At 57.2% G+C, this 19,973-nt stretch carries 16 protein-coding genes; 5 read left to right on the forward strand and 11 right to left on the reverse strand.

Annotation, left to right across the window (positions count from 1 at the left end):
• Positions 1-5: 5 nt before the first annotated feature.
• Both GS632_RS06545 and GS632_RS06550 read right to left on the reverse strand, forming a co-directional pair.
• Entirely contained in the window at positions 6-1,226 is a 1,221-nt protein-coding gene (locus GS632_RS06545; protein ID WP_171237758.1) for an N-acetylmuramoyl-L-alanine amidase, read from the reverse strand.
• Positions 1,227-1,292: 66 nt separating this feature from the next.
• Positions 1,293-2,456: a pyridoxal phosphate-dependent aminotransferase gene (locus GS632_RS06550; protein WP_171237759.1), complete on the reverse strand. Its 1,164-nt coding sequence runs from the start codon at positions 2,454-2,456 to the stop codon at positions 1,293-1,295.
• On the opposite strand from GS632_RS06550, the gene GS632_RS06555 reads away from it, so the two are divergent.
• Both GS632_RS06555 and GS632_RS06560 read left to right on the forward strand, forming a co-directional pair.
• A complete protein-coding gene (locus GS632_RS06555; RefSeq protein WP_171237760.1) occupies positions 2,455-3,837 on the forward strand; it encodes a M48 family metalloprotease in 1,383 nt (460 codons plus the stop codon). The genes GS632_RS06550 and GS632_RS06555 overlap by 2 nt on opposite strands.
• Positions 3,834-4,592: a DsbA family protein gene (locus tag GS632_RS06560; protein WP_171179700.1), complete on the forward strand. Its 759-nt coding sequence runs from the start codon at positions 3,834-3,836 to the stop codon at positions 4,590-4,592. Before GS632_RS06555 ends, GS632_RS06560 begins: the two co-directional genes overlap by 4 nt.
• A 115-nt stretch (positions 4,593-4,707) precedes the next feature.
• Here GS632_RS06560 and GS632_RS06565 read toward each other — a convergent pair whose 3' ends face one another.
• The 4 genes from GS632_RS06565 to hemA all read right to left on the reverse strand — a co-directional run bounded on the left by GS632_RS06565 (position 4,708) and on the right by hemA (position 8,938).
• A complete protein-coding gene (locus tag GS632_RS06565) occupies positions 4,708-5,124 on the reverse strand; it encodes a VOC family protein (protein WP_171234479.1) in 417 nt (138 codons plus the stop codon).
• 62 nt (positions 5,125-5,186) lie between these two features.
• A complete protein-coding gene (ispG, locus tag GS632_RS06570) occupies positions 5,187-6,308 on the reverse strand; it encodes a flavodoxin-dependent (E)-4-hydroxy-3-methylbut-2-enyl-diphosphate synthase (protein WP_171234480.1) in 1,122 nt (373 codons plus the stop codon).
• 71 nt (positions 6,309-6,379) lie between these two features.
• Positions 6,380-7,585 carry a helix-turn-helix domain-containing protein gene (locus tag GS632_RS06575; RefSeq protein ID WP_171721478.1) on the reverse strand — a complete coding sequence of 402 codons (1,206 nt, stop codon included), beginning with the start codon at positions 7,583-7,585 and terminating at the stop codon, positions 6,380-6,382.
• A gap of 129 nt (positions 7,586-7,714) precedes the next feature.
• A complete protein-coding gene (gene hemA / locus GS632_RS06580; protein WP_171721479.1) occupies positions 7,715-8,938 on the reverse strand; it encodes a 5-aminolevulinate synthase in 1,224 nt (407 codons plus the stop codon).
• Positions 8,939-9,259: 321 nt separating this feature from the next.
• Between hemA and GS632_RS06585 the strand changes: the two genes are divergently transcribed.
• On the forward strand, positions 9,260-10,645 hold the full coding sequence (locus GS632_RS06585) for a dipeptidase (protein ID WP_171237761.1): 1,386 nt from the start codon (positions 9,260-9,262) through the stop codon (positions 10,643-10,645).
• 134 nt (positions 10,646-10,779) lie between these two features.
• Here the strand turns inward: GS632_RS06585 and lpdA are convergent, their stop codons facing one another.
• Complete coding sequence (gene lpdA / locus GS632_RS06590; RefSeq protein WP_171179688.1) at positions 10,780-12,174, reverse strand: dihydrolipoyl dehydrogenase; 1,395 nt, start codon at positions 12,172-12,174, stop codon at positions 10,780-10,782.
• 214 nt (positions 12,175-12,388) lie between these two features.
• Here lpdA and GS632_RS06595 point away from each other — a divergent pair, with 214 nt between their 5' ends.
• Positions 12,389-12,823, forward strand: a complete 435-nt coding sequence (locus tag GS632_RS06595) for a hypothetical protein (protein ID WP_171179686.1) — start codon at positions 12,389-12,391, stop codon at positions 12,821-12,823.
• A gap of 47 nt (positions 12,824-12,870) precedes the next feature.
• On the opposite strand, the gene GS632_RS06600 is transcribed toward GS632_RS06595, so the two are convergent.
• The 4 genes from GS632_RS06600 to GS632_RS06615 all read right to left on the reverse strand — a co-directional run bounded on the left by GS632_RS06600 (position 12,871) and on the right by GS632_RS06615 (position 19,399).
• On the reverse strand, positions 12,871-13,446 hold the full coding sequence (locus GS632_RS06600; RefSeq protein WP_171237762.1) for a DUF924 family protein: 576 nt from the start codon (positions 13,444-13,446) through the stop codon (positions 12,871-12,873).
• A gap of 109 nt (positions 13,447-13,555) precedes the next feature.
• A complete protein-coding gene (locus GS632_RS06605; protein WP_171179682.1) occupies positions 13,556-14,827 on the reverse strand; it encodes an MFS transporter in 1,272 nt (423 codons plus the stop codon).
• A gap of 111 nt (positions 14,828-14,938) precedes the next feature.
• Entirely contained in the window at positions 14,939-15,985 is a 1,047-nt protein-coding gene (gene queA / locus GS632_RS06610; protein WP_171234486.1) for a tRNA preQ1(34) S-adenosylmethionine ribosyltransferase-isomerase QueA, read from the reverse strand.
• Between the two features lie 42 nt (positions 15,986-16,027).
• Complete coding sequence (locus GS632_RS06615) at positions 16,028-19,399, reverse strand: DUF3971 domain-containing protein (RefSeq protein WP_371809965.1); 3,372 nt, start codon at positions 19,397-19,399, stop codon at positions 16,028-16,030.
• A 68-nt stretch (positions 19,400-19,467) separates the two neighbouring features.
• Between GS632_RS06615 and GS632_RS06620 the strand changes: the two genes are divergently transcribed.
• Positions 19,468-19,929 (forward strand): peroxiredoxin, encoded by a 462-nt coding sequence (locus GS632_RS06620; RefSeq protein WP_171237764.1) that lies wholly within the window; start codon positions 19,468-19,470, stop codon positions 19,927-19,929.
• Positions 19,930-19,973: the final 44 nt, after the last annotated feature.

The raw sequence follows: 19,973 nt of genomic DNA on the forward strand, positions 1-19,973 counted from the left end.
CAAGGTCACTGGCCAATCAGGGATTTGCGGATCACATCCTGCTGTCGCCAATCCTCAAGCCCCTGATAAATCCCCAAAGCCATTTTCGACCGCCATTCCGGATCCTTGAGGTTTTTCAGATCTCTAGGACTGGAAAGAAACCCAAGCTCGACCAGAACCGAAGGAATATCTGCGGCTTTAAGCACCGAAAAAGACGCCGTGCGCAGGGGTTTACGGTTCATGGGACCGCCCTGCTGCGTCATACCGTTGGCAATCGATGTGGCGAGGGACAGCGTGCGCGGCTTGGTCTCCTGCCGTGCCAGGTCCAGCAAAACGTCAGCCACTTGATCATCCGAGCCACTGAGGTCGACGCCAGACAGCAGGTCGCCGCGATCATGCCGTTCCGCCAGTTTCGAACTCGCCACGTCCGAGGCATCATCAGACAAAGTATAGACCGCCGCACCATGGGCCTGCCCCTCGGACAGGGAATCGGCATGCAGTGAGATGAACAGGTCTGCACCCGCCCGGTGGGCCAAAGCAATCCGACGCTCAAGCGACACGAACTGATCCTCAACCCGCGTCAGGACCACTTCATATCCGCCTGAACGCAAAAGTACTTCACGCAGCTCGCGTGCGAAGGTCAGCATCAGGGTCTTCTCATCAACCCCACCAACCTCGGCCCCCGGATCTATGCCGCCATGGCCTGGGTCCAGCATGACGCGCAGGGGTCGATCAGAATTGCGGGGTGCTGTTTGCGGCAAGTTGGCAGGTTCTGGCAGATCCCAACCCGGATTGCGTGGCGCACCTGATGTAGCGTTGAATGTGTCGAAATCCGTGCCTTTAAGGTTCAGGGACAACAAAGCCGCGCCCGAGTCTTCTGCGATCGACAACTGCGCTGTCTCGACCGCCATCGGTGCACCCAGTTCCAGCACCAGACGCGACCAGCCCGGAACATAAGCCCCGAACTGAACACCGCTGATGCGATCAGATTGCAGGAAGTCCGAGGAATTCAACCCTGACCAGTCCACCTCGTTAAAATCCAAAACCATCCGATAAGGATCCTGCAAGGTGAAGATCCGGTACGGCACACCTTGGCTGAGGCCGATATCCACTCGCACGCCAGTGCGCCCGACATCTGTTATGCGGCTCTGGTCCGGCTGAATACGCGCCAGCGCGCTGAACTCCTGCGCAACTGCACCACTCGCCAGCGCCCAAATCAGGGCGATGCAAAAGAAGATCCTGCTCATAGCCTCAAGTTTTCCCGAGATCGTTTGAACTGCAGCCTATACCACTGGCTGCGTTTTGTGAACGGTTCAGGCCTGTTCCCTGATCGCGCCACGCGCGGCCATGAACAGGCGTAAACGCTCAAGACCATCTTCGATATCAGCCGTGGCCCTTGCGTAAGAGAAACGCAGGGTCGTGTGACCGCGCTGTGGATCGAAGTCGAGACCCGGAGTTACCGCAACGCCCGCCTTTTCAAGAACCTCGGCCGCGAAGGCACGGCTGTCATTGGTCAGGTCAGACACGTCGGCATACACGTAAAACGCGCCATCAGGCGGAGCGATGTTCGCGAACCCGGCCTTGGGCAGCCCGTCCAGCATCAGCGCCCGGTTTCGGCGATAGACGTCCAGATTGGCCTGCAACTCGTCTTCGCAATCCATCGCGGCCAGCGCTGCAACCTGGCTGGCATGGGGGGCGCAGATGAACATGTTCTGGGCAATCCGCTCAACCACACGCACCTGATCTTCTGGCACCACCATCCATCCGACGCGCCAGCCTGTCATCGAGAAATATTTGGAGAATGAGTTGATCACATAACACTCATCCGTCAGCTCCAGCGCGGTGACAGCTTTGGCTTCGTATTCCAGCCCGTGATAGATTTCGTCACTTATGAACGAAGCCCCCTGCCCCTGCGCCGCGTCTATCAGCGCGCCCATGGACGCATGATCCAACATAGTACCGGTTGGGTTCGCGGGCGAGGCCACCATCAGCCCCTTCAGGTCCATTCCCTGAATATCCTCGGCAACAGGCTGCAACCTGTTTTCAGGGGCAGTGGGCAGATCGACGGGCACCAGCCCCAACGCTTTAAGGATCTGTCGGTAGGACGGATAACCGGGCGCGCCGATACCAACCCGGTCCCCGCTGTCGAACAACGCCGTGAAGGTCAGCAGAAACCCGCCTGAGGATCCAGGGGTGATGACCACTCGATCCGGGTTCAAGTCAACATCATACCAATCGCCGTAAAGCCGCGCGATCCGCTGCCTGAGCGCGGGCAACCCCAAAGCCACCGTATAACCCAAAGGGCCTTGCTCCATTGCCTTTGCCAGCGCTTCGGTCGCGCCCTTGGGGGCCCCTGTCCCAGGCTGGCCGACTTCCATGTGGATGATATGGCGTCCGGCCTCTTCCGCTTTGCGCGCGGCCTCCATTACGTCCATCACAATAAACGGATCGACCCCGGACCGGGTTGAGTTTCTCATGCCCATCTCCCATGTTGCAGCCATGGCTTTTGAACGCGTATCCAGGCTGGCGTCAATCCCGGCTCTGATGCTTGCAGCTGTCGTCTGGCTTGCGGCAGTGGTTCAAGCCCATGCGCAAAGCCTGATCCGAGATCCCGACATCGAGCATGGGCTGCGTGAACTGGCATTTCCCATCCTGCGCGCGGCCGGTTTGAATACCAACCGCGTTCAAATCCTGGTCATCAACGACAACACGTTCAACGCCTTTGTCATCGACTACAACGCGATCTACGTGAACTACGGACTGATCCTGAGCGTCGAAAGCCCGGAAATGCTGCAGGCTGTAATCGCGCACGAAGCCGCCCATATCGCGAATGGCCATCTGGCACGGCGGGCCGAAAACCTGAAAGCAGCGCAGCGCAATGCCGGCTTTGGCACCGCTCTGGCCCTGCTGGCTGCTGCTGCGGGTGGTGGTGAAGCAGCCCTTGGTATTGCCGCCGGCACCCAGGGCGCCGCCCTTCGCAGCTTTCTGGGCCACACCCGCGCAGAAGAAGCCTCGGCTGACCGAAGCGCTACAAGTTATCTGCGATGGGCCCAGATTTCGCCCAGCGGCATGGTCGAACTGCATCGGAAATTCGCCGGTCAGGAGCTGCTGAGCGTTGCCAATCAGGACCCCTATATGCGCTCGCACCCGACAAGCCGCGACCGTCTGCGTGCCGCCGAGGCCTTTCTGGACGAGTTTGGTGACAAGGCGGTCCGAAACCCCAGCGCCGATTACTGGTTCGCCCGCGTCAAAGGTAAGCTTTCCGCCTTTCTGCGGTCTCCAAGCTGGACTTTGCGGCGCGCCAAAGAAGAGACCGACCGTGACATTCGCATGATGCGAGAGGCGTCGGCACATCATCAAAACCGCGATTTGTCCCGCGCTCGCGCCGCCATAGATGAGGCGCTGGCCATTCGCCCGAATGACCCTTACTATTACGAACTCAAGGGGCAAATTCTGTTGGAAAACAGGCAAATAAGCAAAGCAGTTCAAGCGTATCAGAGCGCGGTGGAAATGGCCCCGAACAATGCGCTGATCCTTGCAGGATATGGTCGTGCGCTGCTGGCGCAGGGTAACACCGATCAAGCCTTGACCGCGTTGGAAAAGGCCCGATCCCGCGATTTTCGCAATGCGCGCCTGATGCAGGATTTGGGCATTGCCTATGCCAAGGTTGGCAACAACGGAATGGCATCCACCGTGACGGCAGAGCGATATGCGCTGCAAGGACGGCTGGATGATGCCGGAATTCACGCAAAACGGGCTGTGGCCCGCTTGCCCGAAGGCTCGCCGGGTTGGCAAAGGGCACAAGACGTGCTGATTGCGTCAGAACGATTCAAGAAAAGCAAAAGGAAACGGAAATGATCCTCAGACATGCTGCACCTGCCCTTCTGGGGCTTTCCATGGCTGCGACTTCAGCGCAGGCGCTGGATTTGAACGCAATGAGCGATGCCGAAAAGGCCGAATTCGGCGCGCAGGTGCGAGAGTATCTGCTTGAAAACCCCGAAGTGATCATCGAAGCGATCAACATCCTTGAACAGCGAAATGCCGCAGCCGAAGCGCTGGCCGACAAGGAACTGATCGCCGCCAATGAAGAAGAACTGTTCAACGATGGCTACAGCTTTGTGGGCGGCAACCCGGACGGGGATATCACGCTGGTCGAATTCATGGATTACCGCTGTGGTTATTGCCGCCGTGCCGTACCCGAGGTGGCCAGCCTGTTGGCCGAAGACGGCAATATCCGCTTGGTGATCAAGGAGTTCCCCATTCTGGGCGATGCGTCTGTCCTGTCCTCGCGCTTTGCCGTCGCCACCAAGCACGTGGCGGGCAATGAAGCCTACAAACAGGTCCATGACGCCCTGCTGGAGTTCACCGGCGAGCCATCAGAAGTGTCTTTGCGCCGCATCTCGGATGGTCTGGGGCTGGACAGCGATGCGATCATCGCCGCAATGGACAGTGACCGCGTGACGGACGAAATCACCCGTACCCGTGCTCTGGCGCAGCGGATGCAGATTTCGGGCACGCCGTCCTTTGTACTGGGCACCGAAATGCTGCGTGGCTTCCTGCCTGCCGATCAGATGCAACAAATCGCGGATGGTGTGCGCGCCGAGCGCGGCTAAACACATGGTGGGGCGGCGTAGCCCGCCGCCTATTATTGCAGAGCTCTTCATTCTTTCAGATCACGAAGGCTCTGCACAGCATTCGCCCCCTCAAATTGCGTGTGGAACCTCTGATCTAACCGTCCCGACCGGGTTCGCTTGGATTACTGGAAAACAGCGCGATCTTGTTTCCTTGCGGATCGCGCAGGTAGCCAACATAGAAATCAGCCCCATAGGAGTCGCGAAAGCCCGGCTGGCCTTCGTTGGAACCACCTGCGGCAAGTGCCGCCGCGTGAAGATCACGAACCTGCTTTTGACTTTGCGCCTCGAATGCAACCATCGTGCCATTCCCTGCCGAGGCCGGATGCCCGTCGAACGGGGATTTCACATAGAATTCCGGCAAAGCTTGAGACTGACCTTGCTGAGATGGAAGAGCGTAGCTTAAGTCGCCGTGATACCATTCCAATTTATATCCAAGGGCTGGCAGGAAAGCAGAATAAAACTGTTCTGCAGCTGCAATGTCGTCCACACCAACGGTGATATAGGCGATCATTCCTTTGCCCTTTCGTGGACATGACATTTAAGACGCGCGGCAAGCGTTGACCGAATAAGCGCCTACTCGGCCGCTTCGGCCTGCGCGTCCAGTTCAGCTGCCTTTTTCTCGACCTGTTCGACAATGTGATCAATCATCTGATCGTTTGACATCTTGTGGCTGGCCTTGCCGGCCAGGTAAACCATGCCAGAGCCTGCGCCGCCGCCGGTAAAGCCCACATCGGTCATCAACGCCTCACCCGGGCCGTTCACGACACAGCCGATAATTGACAGGCTCATGGGTGTCTTGATGTGTTCCAGCCTATGCTCCAAAGCCTCAACGGTCTTGATGACGTCGAAGCCCTGACGGGCGCAGGATGGACACGAGATAATGTTCACGCCGCGATGTCGCAGGCCCAGTGACTTGAGGATTTCGAAACCGACCTTGACCTCTTCCACCGGATCAGCGGACAGGCTGACACGGATCGTGTCGCCTATCCCCATCCACAACAGGTTACCCAAACCGATGGCGGACTTGATGGTGCCGCTGACCAAACCTCCAGCTTCCGTAATGCCCAGATGAATGGGCGCGTCGGTGGCTTCGGCAATGCCCTGATAAGCAGCAGCAGACAGGAAAACGTCGCTGGCCTTCACGCTGATCTTAAACTCGTGAAAGTCGTTGTCCTGCAGGATGCGAATATGTTCCAGCCCGCTTTCAACCATCGCCTCGGGGCATGGCTCGCCGTATTTCTCAAGCAGATGTTTTTCCAATGACCCCGCGTTGACTCCGATACGGATCGAACAGTTGTGATCGCGTGCGGCCTGAATGACCTCTTTCACGCGGGTTTCATCGCCGATATTGCCCGGATTGATGCGCAGGCAGGCCGCGCCCGCCTCGGCGGCTTCGATGCCACGGCGGTAGTGAAAGTGAATATCTGCCACGATCGGCACAGGGCTTTCGCGGACGATCTCTTTCAGCGCCTTCGACGACGCCTCATCCGGAACCGAAACGCGCACTATATCCGCGCCAGCCTCGGCTGCGGCCTGAACCTGCGCCACGGTGGCCGCCACATCGGTGGTCAGCGTATTGGTCATGGTCTGTACCGCAATGGGTGCATCACCCCCAACAGGGACGTTGCCGACCATGATTTGACGGGATTTACGACGATAGATGTCGCGCCAGGGGCGTACGTGATTGAGGGACATAAGGACGGATCCGCGTCTGCCAGAGTTGGACCTTTAGATAGTCCGACAACCGGGGCGTCGCAATGGCTAGATCACTCCGCGGGCGTTTCAGTCGCCTCGGTCTGCAGTTCCGCCACCAGTTGCTTGAGAGCGCTGTTCTGCTCGGCCTCAAGATCGGCTACGGCATACGTCTCGGACACGGCGTCTTTCGACAAAACGACACCTTTGGCAACCGTACCCGGCGCACCCGCCGGACCGTAATGCTCGCCGTTCATAGAGAAGTAGACCGACCCCGAGGCCCCGGCCCGCAACTGCGGCGGCTCCTCGGTCAGAGGCACTTCAAAAACGCTGCCTTGTTCAACCGTGCCAAGGGTGCCTTCGAAAATGATACTGCCGTCTGCAGCCGTCACACGCATCCATGCCGGGTCAACAGCCACAATTTTAAGCGTCGTATCAATCTGTTCCACGACCTGCGGCAGCGCGGGTCGTTCGACCGTGTGAACCTTGGCCAGTTCAAGCTGCGGCAACTCGGGCGGACGGAAAGTTCCGACCTCACGTGGGTCAAGGGTCGAGATCGGGGCATCACGAGCAACCAGAACCGGCACGTCCAGCGCCTGTGGACGATAAAGACGATCCAACGCCTCGGTACTGGCCACTTCAACCGTATCGTCTGACGCGGCACCACGCACCGCATCCAGTGGATCAAGGTCGGACAGGACCACAGGGGCTTGCTCAACAGGGCTGACCTGCACCTGCTGGATTTTGTTCAAAACAGCCCAGCCGCCATAGCCGATGCCACCAATGACCGCCAGCAACACCAGCGAAGAGCCGATGGCGCGCGGTTCGATCTGACTGACCAGCGGCTCTTTGCCCGGAATATAGGGCGTATTGGGCGAGATGAACGGGTCGCGCCCCATAGGACCGCGCGACGGAAGACCGCCAGTGGATTTGCGGACCACAGATGCCTCGGCCGACATGCCATGGGCCACTTCAAAACCGCTTTCCTGGCAGAAGGTTGCAAAGGTCTCATCCGGGTTCATTCCCAAGTAGCGCGCATATGAGCGCACATACCCGGCTATGAAGCCGGGTGTATCAAACGCATCAGGGTCGGCGTTTTCGATTGCAGCAATGTAGTTGGCTTTGATCCTCAGTTCGCGCTGAACATCCAAAAGAGATTTGCCCATTGTCGCGCGCTCACCGCGCATCTTGTCACCAAGACGAATCTCGTAGTCATCAAACCCTTTTGGTCTGACGTCCTCTTCTTCTTCGGACTCGCGCTGTGATCTGCGCCCAATCATCCCTGCTGCCCCATTCTGCCTGTCGCGTATTTCGCGTTAGCGGCGAATCATCCCCACAATGATTCGTCTGCCAATTTTGTTAGCCTAAGCTTAACACGCGGCAATCACGTTGCACACTTTGGCGTGAGGTTAACCGGCAAGTTCGGCGCGATTTAGCGCACAATGTGACCAAAGTTCGTCCATCGCCTGCACCAAACGGTTCATTTCGTCGGGTCCATGCACCGGAGACGGGGTAAACCGAAGCCTTTCGGTTCCCCGCGGGACAGTCGGGAAATTGATCGGCTGCACGTAAATGCCATAATCATCCAGCAACATATCACTGAGCTTTTTGGTATGCACAGGGTTGCCGACGATCACGGGCACAATGTGACTGCCATGATCAATCAAGGGAAGACCCATCCCTTTAAGTCGCAGCTTGAGGATCTTGGCCTGAGTCTGATGCTGGTCACGCAGCTCCTGCGCGGTTTTCAGATGCGCAACCGAAGCGGCAGCCCCTGCGGCAACAGCTGGCGGCAACGAAGTTGTGAAAATGAAACCCGGCGCATAAGAGCGCACAGCGTCGCACATCTTGGCACTGGCGGCGATGTAGCCACCCATAACGCCATATGCTTTGGCGAGGGTTCCGTTGATGATGTCGATCCGATGGGCCAAACGGTCACGTTCAGTCACGCCGCCGCCACGCGGGCCGTACATGCCAACCGCGTGCACTTCGTCGATATAGGTCAGCGCGCCAAACTCATCGGCCAAATCACAGATCTCTTCGATCGGGCCAAAATCGCCGTCCATAGAATAGACTGACTCGAAGGCGATCAGTTTAGGCGCTTGCGGATCGTCAGCTTCAAGCAACTCACGCAGATGCGCCACGTCATTGTGCCGGAAAATCCGCTTAGAACCGCCGTTGCGGCGCACACCTTCGATCATCGAGGCATGGTTCAGCGCGTCGGAATAAATGATCAGGCCGGGGAACAGCTTGGGCAGAGTGCTGAGCGTTGCATCATTGGCGATATAGGCGCTGGTGAACAACAGCGCGGCTTCTTTGCCGTGCAGATCAGCCAACTCGGCCTCAAGCCTTTTGTGGTAAACCGTGGTGCCTGAGATGTTGCGCGTCCCGCCAGACCCTGCACCTGCTGCGTCCACAGCCTCATGCATGGCATTCAGAACAACAGGGTGCTGCCCCATGCCCAAGTAATCGTTGCCACACCACACGGTGATGTTCTGCTGCGACCCATCCGAACGCGTGCGCACTGCATGAGGGAAATGTCCGTTGCGACGTTCGATGTCAATGAAGGTCCGGTAGCGTCCTTCATCATGCAGCCTGGCAATCGCTGAATCGAGCTGAGCAGTATAGTCCAACGGACCCTCCTTGAGCGCCCAAATTGGTTTCCCTTGGGCAAATAGTTTGCCACCCTACACAGTGTAACGTGTTTCAGCGGCTTTGCGTTCCTTAGTTTAGCTGGTTACAGCCGAACAGGTGAACCCAACTTTGATTTGCATCAAATAAAAGGTTGTGCCCCCTACGACAAGTAAAGTTCCGGCTATCGAACGCGTGGAAACGACGCAGGTACAGTCGCATCACAATGCGTCGTACGATACTTTGGTTTTCGTCAAAACCGCTCTGGACGGCGCTGATCACGCTGTTAGGGTTCGCCCAACCTAGAAAAGCAGGAGCCCCCTATGTCGCTAGACACCGTGCTGAACCGGATTGACGATGATCTGCAAACCTCGATCGACCGCCTGATGGAATTATTGCGCATCCAATCCATTTCAACCGATCCCGCGTTCAAGGACGAGGTCAACCGCGCCGCAGATTGGTTGGTCAACGACCTTCGCAGTATCGGAATAGACGCGGAAAAGCGAGAAACGCCGGGCCACCCCATGGTTGTTGGCCATGTGGGAGAAGACGCAGACGCTCCGCATATCCTGTTCTACGGCCACTATGATGTGCAACCGGTTGATCCGCTGAACCTGTGGACACGCGACCCATTTGATCCTGCAATCGAAGATACCGAGCACGGCCCCGTTATCCGTGGACGTGGCGCATCGGACGACAAGGGGCAACTGATGACTTTTGTCGAAGCCTGCCGCGCTTGGAAGGCTGTGCATGGATCCCTGCCCTGTCGCATCACCTTCTTCTTTGAAGGCGAGGAAGAATCGGGGTCTCCATCACTCGTCCCGTTCCTTAAGGAAAACGCGGCCGAGCTCAAAGCCGACCTAGCACTGGTCTGCGACACCTCGATGGTCTCACGCGGGGTTCCCTCCATAGCTGCCCAACTGCGCGGTATGCTGAAGGATGAGTTCACCATCATCGGACCCCGTATCGATCTGCATTCCGGCCACTACGGTGGCCCAGGTCTAAACCCCTTGCGGGAACTGTCGAAAATCGTGGCCTCTTTCTACGATGACGAAACCGGCCGCGTAACCGTTGACGGATTTTACGAAGGCGTCCACGAAGTACCTGAGGATCAACTCCGCCAGTGGCAAAACTGCGGTTTCGACGAAGCAGACTACCTAAATTCGGTCGGCTACACCCAGCCGCACGGCGAAAAGGGGTATTCGACACTTGAACAGCAATGGGCGCGTCCAACGCTTGAGGTGAACGGGCTTTGGGGCGGTTACAACGGGGCTGGTTCGAAAACCGTGATCCCATCCGAGGCACATTGCAAAATCACCTGCCGTCTCGTCGGTGACATGAATCCCGACGCTCTGCGCGACAAAATTCGCAAACATGTCGAGGAGCGTCTGTCTCCGGACGCCAAAGTGATCTGGGACAATGACCTTGAAGGCTCACCAGCCTCTGTCATGAATTTGGACCGCCCAGAGTTCGAAGCCGCGCGCGACGCCTTGTCTGACGAATGGGATCGCGAGGCGGTCTTTACTGGCATGGGTGGCTCTATTCCGGTGGTCGGGTACTTCAACACCGTTCTCGGGCTCGATTCCATGCTGGTCGGTTATGCAAACGATGATGACGCAATTCACTCACCGAACGAGAAATATGATGTCAAAAGCTTTCACAAGGGCATCCGATCCTGGGCCCGCATTCTGGATGCTTTGAACAAGTAAAGTGTTTTTGCGAGGCTCTGCCTCGCGCTCCGAGGTATTTTCGGCCAGATGAAGTGCGGATCCCCTGCTTCATCTGGCTATAAATACCTCGGGGGAGTCGCGGCTTGCCGCGGCGGGGGCAGAGCCCCCTTCCCTTACATGTGGATCACGCGATCGTAAGCGTCCAGAACGCTTTCGTGCATCATCTCTGACAAGGTTGGGTGCGGGAAGACCGTGTTCATCAGATCTTCTTCGGTGGTCTCCAGCTGGCGTCCAACCACATAGCCCTGGATCAGTTCCGTCACTTCCGCGCCGATCATATGTGCGCCCAGAAGCTCTCCTGTCTTGGCGTCAAAGACGGTTTTGATCAGCCCCTCTGGTTCCCCCAGGGCAATAGCCTTGCCGTTGCCGATGAACGGGAAGCGCCCGACCTTGATGTCGTAACCCAGTTCTTTGGCTTTGGCTTCGGTGTAGCCAACGGACGCGACCTGAGGCTGGCAGTAGGTACATCCTGCAATGCTCTCGGGTTTGACCGGGTGTGCGTGTTTACCCGCGATAAGATCCGCGACCATGACGCCCTCGTGACTGGCCTTATGCGCCAGCCATGGTGCACCTGCGATATCACCGATTGCGTACAGCCCTTCGACACCGGTGCGGCAGAATTCATCCGTCACCACATGCGTGCGGTCGATCTTGACCCCCAGCGCTTCGAGGCCAAGGTTTTCGACATTACCGACGATGCCTACCGCCGAAATCACGGTGTCGAAATCATACTTTTCGACCTTGCCCTCAACCTCGATATGAGCGGTCACTTTACCTTTACCCCGGTCCAATTGCTTGACCATCGCCTTTTCCATGATGGTCATGCCTTGCTTGGTGAAGGCCTTTTTCGCCAATGCGCTGATCTCGGCATCCTCAACCGGCAGAACGCGATCCATCACTTCGACCACGGTCGTGTCCGCGCCAAGCGTGTTGTAGAAGCTGGCGAATTCGATGCCAATCGCGCCGGACCCAATGACCAGCAGTTTCTTCGGCATACGTGGCGGTTGCAGCGCATGTTTGTAGGTCCAGACCAGATCACCATCCGCCTCAAGCCCCGGCAATTCCCGCGCCCGCGCGCCGGTGGCCAAAATGATGTTCTTGGCGGTGAGTTCTTCGGTGCCCTTGTCGGTCTTGACGCTGACCTTGCCCTTGGCAGCGATCGTGGCCTCGCCCATCACAACAGCGACCTTGTTCTTCTTCAGAAGATGACCAATCCCGCCTGAAAGTTGTCCGGCCACACCCCGTGACCTTTTGACTACCGCATCCAGGTCGTAACCAATCTTGTCAGCTTTCAAGCCGAAATCCTTGGCGCGTTCCATCAGATGGAACACTTCGGATGAGCGAAGCAATGCCTTGGTGGGGATACAACCCCAGTTCAGGCAAATGCCTCCAAGATGTTCGCGTTCGACAACGACGGTTTTCAGACCCAACTGGGCGGCACGGATTGCAGCGACATAGCCGCCGGGGCCAGCCCCGATTACGATCAGATCATAAGATTGTGCAGCCATGTGTCCCTCTCGGCGCAGGTGTTGAAAAATTAGTTTACCATTAAACTACTTTTCAAAACACATCAACAGGCGCGCCCCGCGACAAAAGCGACGCGAGGTAAGCCACACCTGAAGACGTGGATTTCAGCCTATACCCAAGCCCGATCCATGGCTAGAACTGAACTGTCGACACCGTTCGGGCATTTCTTAACAAAGGACATTCAAGAGGCTGACTATGGCGAAAACACTCAAAGACCTGCTGCTTGCTTTGCTCAACGCCACGTTGATCCTTGTGGCCTTGTGCCTGTTTCTGGGCTGGCAGTTGGCGTCAAAGGTGGAGAGCATCACGGCGGAGTTTTCTGAAACAGTGCAAGTCGTTGCTCCGCTCCGAGAGGAGACAACGAACATTCGAACAGAGCTTGCGGCATTACGAGACGACTTAGCCGCGTTGCCGAAAAAGGCAATTGGTTTAGACAGTCAAACAACCAAGGATATCCAATCGACCTTAGCCCGACTAAATTCCTTGGAACAAAAGTTGCAGACAGCACAGGATAGGTTGATCAGTCTGGCAGACGAGCCTCAGGTTTTGATAGCCCAGACCATCAATAGCGGCGCGGACGTCGTGTCCAAGCGCATTTTGGATTTCAAAGGGTGTGAACCAGGCTCATAAGGTTATGCCGCGCGAACAAGGCGCGGCATGCCAGCATTTTCAAACGGTCAAACGGTTGCCTGAAGCTCGCGTACGGTGGTCCCATAACCACCCATGTCGACATAGGCAACTTCATGTGGTGTGGAATGGCGCGACAGTGCTTCGTTCCGATAGGGGAACCGACCGAACTTGCGGATCACTTCGCGATGCGCCCGTGCGTGCAATAGATTGCTTGTGTCACCGCTCAGGTTTTCGCAGATCAAACGCACACAACGTTCCTGATCACACAGATTTTCCGAGTGCATCATCGGCAGATAAAAGAACTGCCGCGCGGGTTCGTCGATCTTTTTGTCCCACCCCTTGTCGACCGCGCATTTGGCAGCTGCCAAAGCCGCTCGGTCAGTCGCAAATGCACGGGCCTGACCCCGGAACATGTTGCGTGGAAACTGATCTGTCAGAATAATATACGCCAGCGATCCGCTGGGATATGTCAGCCAGAGCGAAAATCCGCCTTCTGTCGCTGCTTCCCAAGTTGACAAGAAACGGTCTCGGATTTCCGCATCCAATGCGTCATCCTGCAGATACCACCCCTTGGGACCAACTTCATCTAACCAAAAACTCAATACTTCTTCAGGACCTACCATTGCCCTAAACTCCGTAATTTGCCCTCCCCAGGGACGTAAGGTCATTTAAGAATGTTTTACAGAATTGTGACAGTAACATATTGCAACATTTGCGACATATTTTCGTTTCTTAAGCGACTTCTTGCGTATCTTGCTCATCTTGTGCTGCTTCGATCACAACTTCCTGCGCAACTTCCAAAGCCACTGGCGACGATGTCGGCATAATCGGTGCAATTGTTCCGGTTTCGTCAACAGGTACATAAGCACGCTGGGTCATTCGGTAGAGCGCGTAGAACGCCATCGCAAACATCAGCGTCGCAATAAACAGGAAGAAACCTGCAGGGCCCATGATGCCGTTGCCCATCAGCCAACCGGTTATCAGCGGACCGGCAATTGCGCCCAGGCCGTTGATGAAGATCAGCCCGCCCGAAGCAGCAGACATGTCGTCATATTCCAAATAGTCGTTGGTGTAGGCGATCAGCAGGGAATAAAGCGGGCTGGTCATGCCTCCAATAACAAATGCACCGGTCAGCAGGATTGAGAAGGTCGCCCCGAAAAACATTCCCACCAGTGCGCCGCAGCCGCCGACGACGGAAACCGTCAGAATCAGAATCCGGCGATCCATACGGTCCGAGAACCAACCAATCGGGTATTGCAACAGAACCGAGCCAACATAAAACGCGGCCACAAAGGTTGAAATCTCGACCAGCGACAATCCGGCTTGCGCGCCGTAGACCGAGCTCATCCCGAACTGAGCCGAAAATATTCCACCCAGCAGGAACATGCCGACGCAGCCCAATGGTGATGTCTCCATCAGTTTGCGCAGTGTCATAGGCTTTGTTGTATCAAAGGCTGGTGTTGGTGAAATCGACAACAGGATCGGCGCGAAGGAAACCGAAACAAGGATCGAGGCGATCACAAATGTCTCGTACCCTGCCGGATCGCCCACCAGCAACAGGGCCTGCGCCGTGACGATTCCGGTCATCTGAACGATCATGTACAAAGACAAGGCCTGGCCTCGGTTTTCGTTGCTGGCCGCGTTGTTCAACCAGCTTTCTGCGGTGACATACACACCCGAGAAACAAAAGCCGATCACCACCCGCCCAAGTGCCCAGGCGATTGGGTTCGTGAGCATGGGGTACATGATCATGACGGCCGAGATGAAAGACGCAAGCGCTGCAAAGACCCGCACATGGCCGACGCGCCGGATCATTTCAGGGGCAAGTCGTGAGCCGCCCAGAAAGCCGACGAAATAGGCGGACATCACAATAGACATATGCAGAGTCGAAAACCCTTCGATCTCGCCGCGAACACCCAAAAGAGTGCCCTGAAGGCCATTTCCGACCATCAGCAACCCCATGCCGAGCAGCAACGCCCACGCGCTGGAAAGAACCTGAATCATTGGGGTCTCCGAGTGATGCCAAACTAAGTTGCGCTGTGTACTGCGATCAAAGACCGCTTCTGTCGCGCTTGTCTACGACATTGAACTGTTTTGATACTTCATGCGCGCCCCTCATGGGATCAAAAGCGACGCGTCGCCGTAGGAAAAGAAACGATATTTCTGTGTTATTGCATGATGATACAAATCAAACATTCGATCTTGCCCCATCAACGCGGACACCAGCATCAACAGCGTTGATTTCGGCAGGTGGAAATTGGTCATCAACGCGTCCGTGACATGGAACTGGAAGCCCGGATAGATGAAAATATCCGTATCCCCTTCCCAGGGTTGGATGCGGCCGGACCGGGCCGCACTTTCGATCAGACGCAGGGCTGTGGTGCCCACTGGAATCACCCGTCCACCTGCGTCTTTGGTGGCCTGAATCTCGGCTGCCGCCTCGGGGCTGACCTGCCCCCATTCCGCGTGCATCTTGTGGGTTGTCACGTCTTCAACTTTGACCGGCAGGAACGTGCCTGCCCCCACGTGCAGGGTTACATGAGTGAAATTCACGCCGCGCTCGGCCAAAGCCAACAAAAGGGCATCATCGAAATGCAGCGAAGCGGTCGGCGCGGCTACGGCACCCGAATTACGCGCCCAGATGGTTTGATAGTCGGTTTTGTCCTGTTCATCCGCCGGACGTTTGGCCGCAATATACGGCGGCAACGGCATCGCCCCGGCTTGCTCCAGTGCTTTATCAAAATCTTCGCCACTCAGGTTAAACCGCAGATAGGCCTGCCCATCCTCAACCCGGTCCAGCGTGGCGCTCAGGTCATCCGAGAAGACAATCTCTTCCCCAACCTTCACTTTTTTCAAGGGCTTGATCAGAGCTGACCAAGTTGCATCGGCCTGAGGATCCAGCAATGTCGCCTCGATCCCGGCTGACACTGGACCTTGGGCACTGTCCCGATGGCGGCGACCATTAAGCCGTGCCGGGATGACGCGCGTGTCATTCAGCACTAGCCTGTCACCGGGTTGCAAAAAATCGGGCAGATGAAGGACGTGGCTGTCCGTTGTCTGATCCCCCTGCGCCACCAGCAGACGCGCAGAGGATCGCGGGCTAGCAGGCCGCGTGGCAATCAGGTCGTCAGGCAGGTGGAAGTCAAAATCGCTGAGTTTCATGCGCGCGCCTTACATCCCCGCAAAAGATTCGGCCATATGTCGTCAGCGATCGCTGGGCTGTGACCCGAATGTCTGCTTGGGCTCATCTGGTTTTTGCGGTGTCGCGTTTGGGCCATCCGATACCTTTGGTGCAGGTTGACGCATCAAATCGCGCAAAAACAAAGGGGCCAGTCCAGAAAGCGGATTCACCGAAACTTTCGGAGAAGCCAGCGGCCCGGTGAGGGTGTAGTTGAATCCGAACACACCCTCGCCCTTGCGCGTGAAAACGCTGCCCACGGCGTTGAGCAGATAGATTGGCGAAATCGCACCGCGCAGGTTCAGCATCTCGTTGACCGTGTCGATGGTGCCGTCAAACGAAAGTCCCATGGATGGTCCAACTGCGCTGCCGCTGAGCACTTTGATATCCGTCGGCGTAATCCGCATGCGACTGTCGATCGCCGAGAAGAAAATGCCTTGCCCGGCCATCTCGTCCAACAATCCAACAAGACTGATTGCGTTCAAGAGGGCCGCCATGGCCGGGGCATCGGTGATACGCGTGTTGATGATTTTCAGGACCACGTCATAGTTTCCCGGTGCTGCCACCGGTTCGAGGCTTAAGTTCAATGTGCCCTCGCGCGCTTGGGTCAGCACGCCAGCAGAACGCAACGCCGCCCCGGCGTCCTGCGATGTCAGGGTCACGGCACTGCGGTTTCCGCGCGGGGTCACCTGCCCGGAGACCGCCGCCCCCCCATTCACCCGTGCCGTAAACCCTCCGTTTACGCCACCAGTCGTCTGAAACGTTCCCTGAAATCCCGTAAGCGCAACCGCTTCGGTCACTTGTAAGCGATCCAAGGCAACGTCCAGCTTCGGACCTGCCCCGCCGCCGCCGCTTTCGCCGAACGTCGCTTTCCCCATGTCCAGTACACCGCCAAGAACTCGGATATCTGGTACGGCATCCCCGCGCCCGATCATCTCAGCCGGGACCGCAAGCCAATTCCCCAGATCGAATGAGCTGAATCGTATGCGGTCAAAATCTCCGTTTTCGCGAAAGGTAATCGATGCGCTTGTTCGCAGACCAGCGCCCTCGATGTTCAAACTGTCCACCTTCAACCCTTTGCCCAATGTCGCTTCGGCTGTCAGTGAGCCCGGTGCGGTTGCCGCCTTACGCCACCCAAGTTCCGGGATCGCCAGCGCCACACCCTGTAGGTCCGACGCAACGGACAGTTTCGGCGGGGTATCTGCTCCAAGACCCAGGGTAATGTCCGCAACACCCGACTCGGTCAGCATCCCAGGGGGTAGCCCGGCCCCGATCTCATCCATCAAGCGCGGGGACAGTTCGATCTGGCCTGTTAGCGTACTGCGCTGCGCCGTTTTTCCATCAATCGGCTGCCGCCACAGCGCCTCAAGAGGAACATCTCCGAATTGCCCTTGCCCTTGTATTTGAACGCCCGACTGATTGCCGGACAGATCCAGCAAAGCGGCGCTGACCGTGAACCCCGGCACCAGACGATCGCTGGAAAGGTTTGCCAGATTGCCGTCGAAATGGAATTCGGTTTCCTGAAACTTCAGCTCCTTTTTCAGCGGCAATGACAGCGTGCCAGTCAGCGAAGCGGTGCCGTTGGCAAGCTCGACAGGCAATCCTGCTTTGCTCAGCAATGAAAGTGGGGGGCGGTCCAGCAGCGACAGTGCAGCGGTCACACTGCCCTTGGCCCGTATACGCGCAATTCCAGGCGCGGATTTCTTTATGTCCGTATCGGGTATGATAAAGGACGTGCCCGCGGCATCCACTGCACCACCTTCGTCCGCGATCACCACCCCCTTTTGCGCGGTGACAGTAAATCGTTGATTGATCAGGCTGGCCTGCCCTTGGGCGTCCTCGATCGGTGGAAGGGTTTTGACGAACTGAATCTTGGCCTTTTCGAATCCGAAATCCAAATAGATATCGGGCTTGGATCCGGGCTCAAGCCGCAGGGCAAAATCCATGTCCGACAGAACGCCTTCGTAAAGGTTCTTGGTAACCCACTCGCGCGGTTTCGGTGCCAAAAGTTCGGGCCAGTAACTGAGAACCTTGTCCGAGGTCATCTGATCCAGATGTGCATCCAATTCCACTGCCCAGCCGTCGGGCCGGCCGCTCAGAACTCCAAAGGCGCGTATGATGTGACCTGGGTCTTCAACAGTGACCTGTCCCAAACGCAACTCGAAAGGGTCCAACACCATTTTGAAATCCACGCTGGCGCGGGACAATTGGATTGGCTCTGGAAACAGGTTGGCGGGGTTCACATTGAGGCCCGACAAACGCAATTGCGCGGTCAGGCTGTCCAGGACACCATCTTCCACCCCCTGCAGGAACGCCGTACCGTCTGCTTGCACTTCGCCCCAAGCCGATACCACTGACACTTCGTTGAAATCCAGCGCATGCGTTTTAGGATCATAGGTGAAATAGGTGCGGGCAGATTCAAAAGGCACCGGGCGCGTTTCACGGTTGGGCTGCACGACCCCTGCCCCAAGGTTGAGCGTTGCAAAGCCCGTTCCGATGGCACCGCTATCGTCGATACTACCGCGCAAGGCACCCGATATGGGGGCCCGCAAGACCTGCAGCCACGCCAAAACAGGGCTTTGACCGGCGATATCCTCGGCAGGCAGGTCCGAGACCGAGATGCCGAACTGAGCGGCAGGGGTGCCAAGGATGCTGGTATAGTTGGCCTCGATGGCACTGACGTAATCCCGCCCCGAAAGAACCGAAAACCCGGTAGCGAGTCGTACTTCGTTGTCACTGCGGTTGGCCTGAATATGACCACCATCCAGCACCCAGGACCGACCCTGCCGCAAATCGCTGTAATCCAGCGTGATTGCATCAAGCTCGACCGAGGTGAGAGCAGACAGAGCCGGAGACAGGAATACCTGATCGGACGCCTCGATCAGCTCTGCCAGGTTCGGTGCCTCTTGTACCGGAGCGCTGCCAGACCCCACGGTCAGGGTCAACGCCCCATCCATGCCTCGGGTCAGGGCGATTTGAGCTCCGCTCAGGATGATGCGTTTTGGGCGAACATGCCCGCGCAACAAAGGGCGCATGGCAAGGCTGGCACGCATGTCCGAGACCTGCGCAATCTGCTGGCCCGCCGCGTCGCTGATGGCAACGTCGGTCAGACGCAGACGGGGCCGCCAGCCTTCGTGAATGATGAAGCTGACATCGCCAAAGCGGATTTGCAGACCACCCAGCGCCTGTTCAAGCCGCGTTTCGACCCTGTCCCGCAACCAGGCAGGCGCGTGCATCCTTTGCCCCACCACCATGAAACCGGCGAACAGCGCAAGAAGCGCCAGCATGAAAGCACCGCGCATGGCCCAAAGACCAGCGGCCCTCCGACGCGACCGTCGACGCACCGGTTGTACCGGTTCGTCTTGTTCGTCGTCATGCTGCTTCAATTTACTGTCCACGCCTTCCAACCCGCACGTGTTGCCCTATGATATCAGGCAGCCTTTAAAAACCTTTAGCGGAGTTTCCAATGCCCGGTATTTCAGACATGGCCCCCGACTTCACCCTGCCACGCGACGGCGGCGGCGAGGTGACGCTTTCGGCGTTGCGCGGTGGCACCGTGGTTTTGTTCTTCTATCCCCGTGATGATACGCCGGGCTGTACAAAGGAATCCATTGGTTTTTCAGAACAGCTTCAGGCCTTTGCGGATGCAGGTGCTCAAGTTTTCGGTATCTCGCGCGACAGTGTCGCCAAGCATGACAAATTTGTTGCCAAGCATGGTCTGACCACACCGCTTTTATCGGACGAAAACTCGACCGTTTGCGAGGACTATGGCGTGTGGGTGGAAAAGAACATGTATGGGCGCAAGTCGATGGGCATCGAACGTTCGACCTTTGTCATAGATGCCGAAGGTCGCATTGCTAAGGTCTGGCGCAAAGTCAAAGTGCCCGGTCATGTGGACGAGGTGCTTGAGGCGGTGAAGGCGCTGTAAGCGCACTCTCGACCTGCCATGCCATCCGGTTTATGACCCGCCTC

This window comes from Ruegeria sp. HKCCD7296 (assembly GCF_013110775.1).
Classification (GTDB): domain Bacteria; phylum Pseudomonadota; class Alphaproteobacteria; order Rhodobacterales; family Rhodobacteraceae; genus Ruegeria.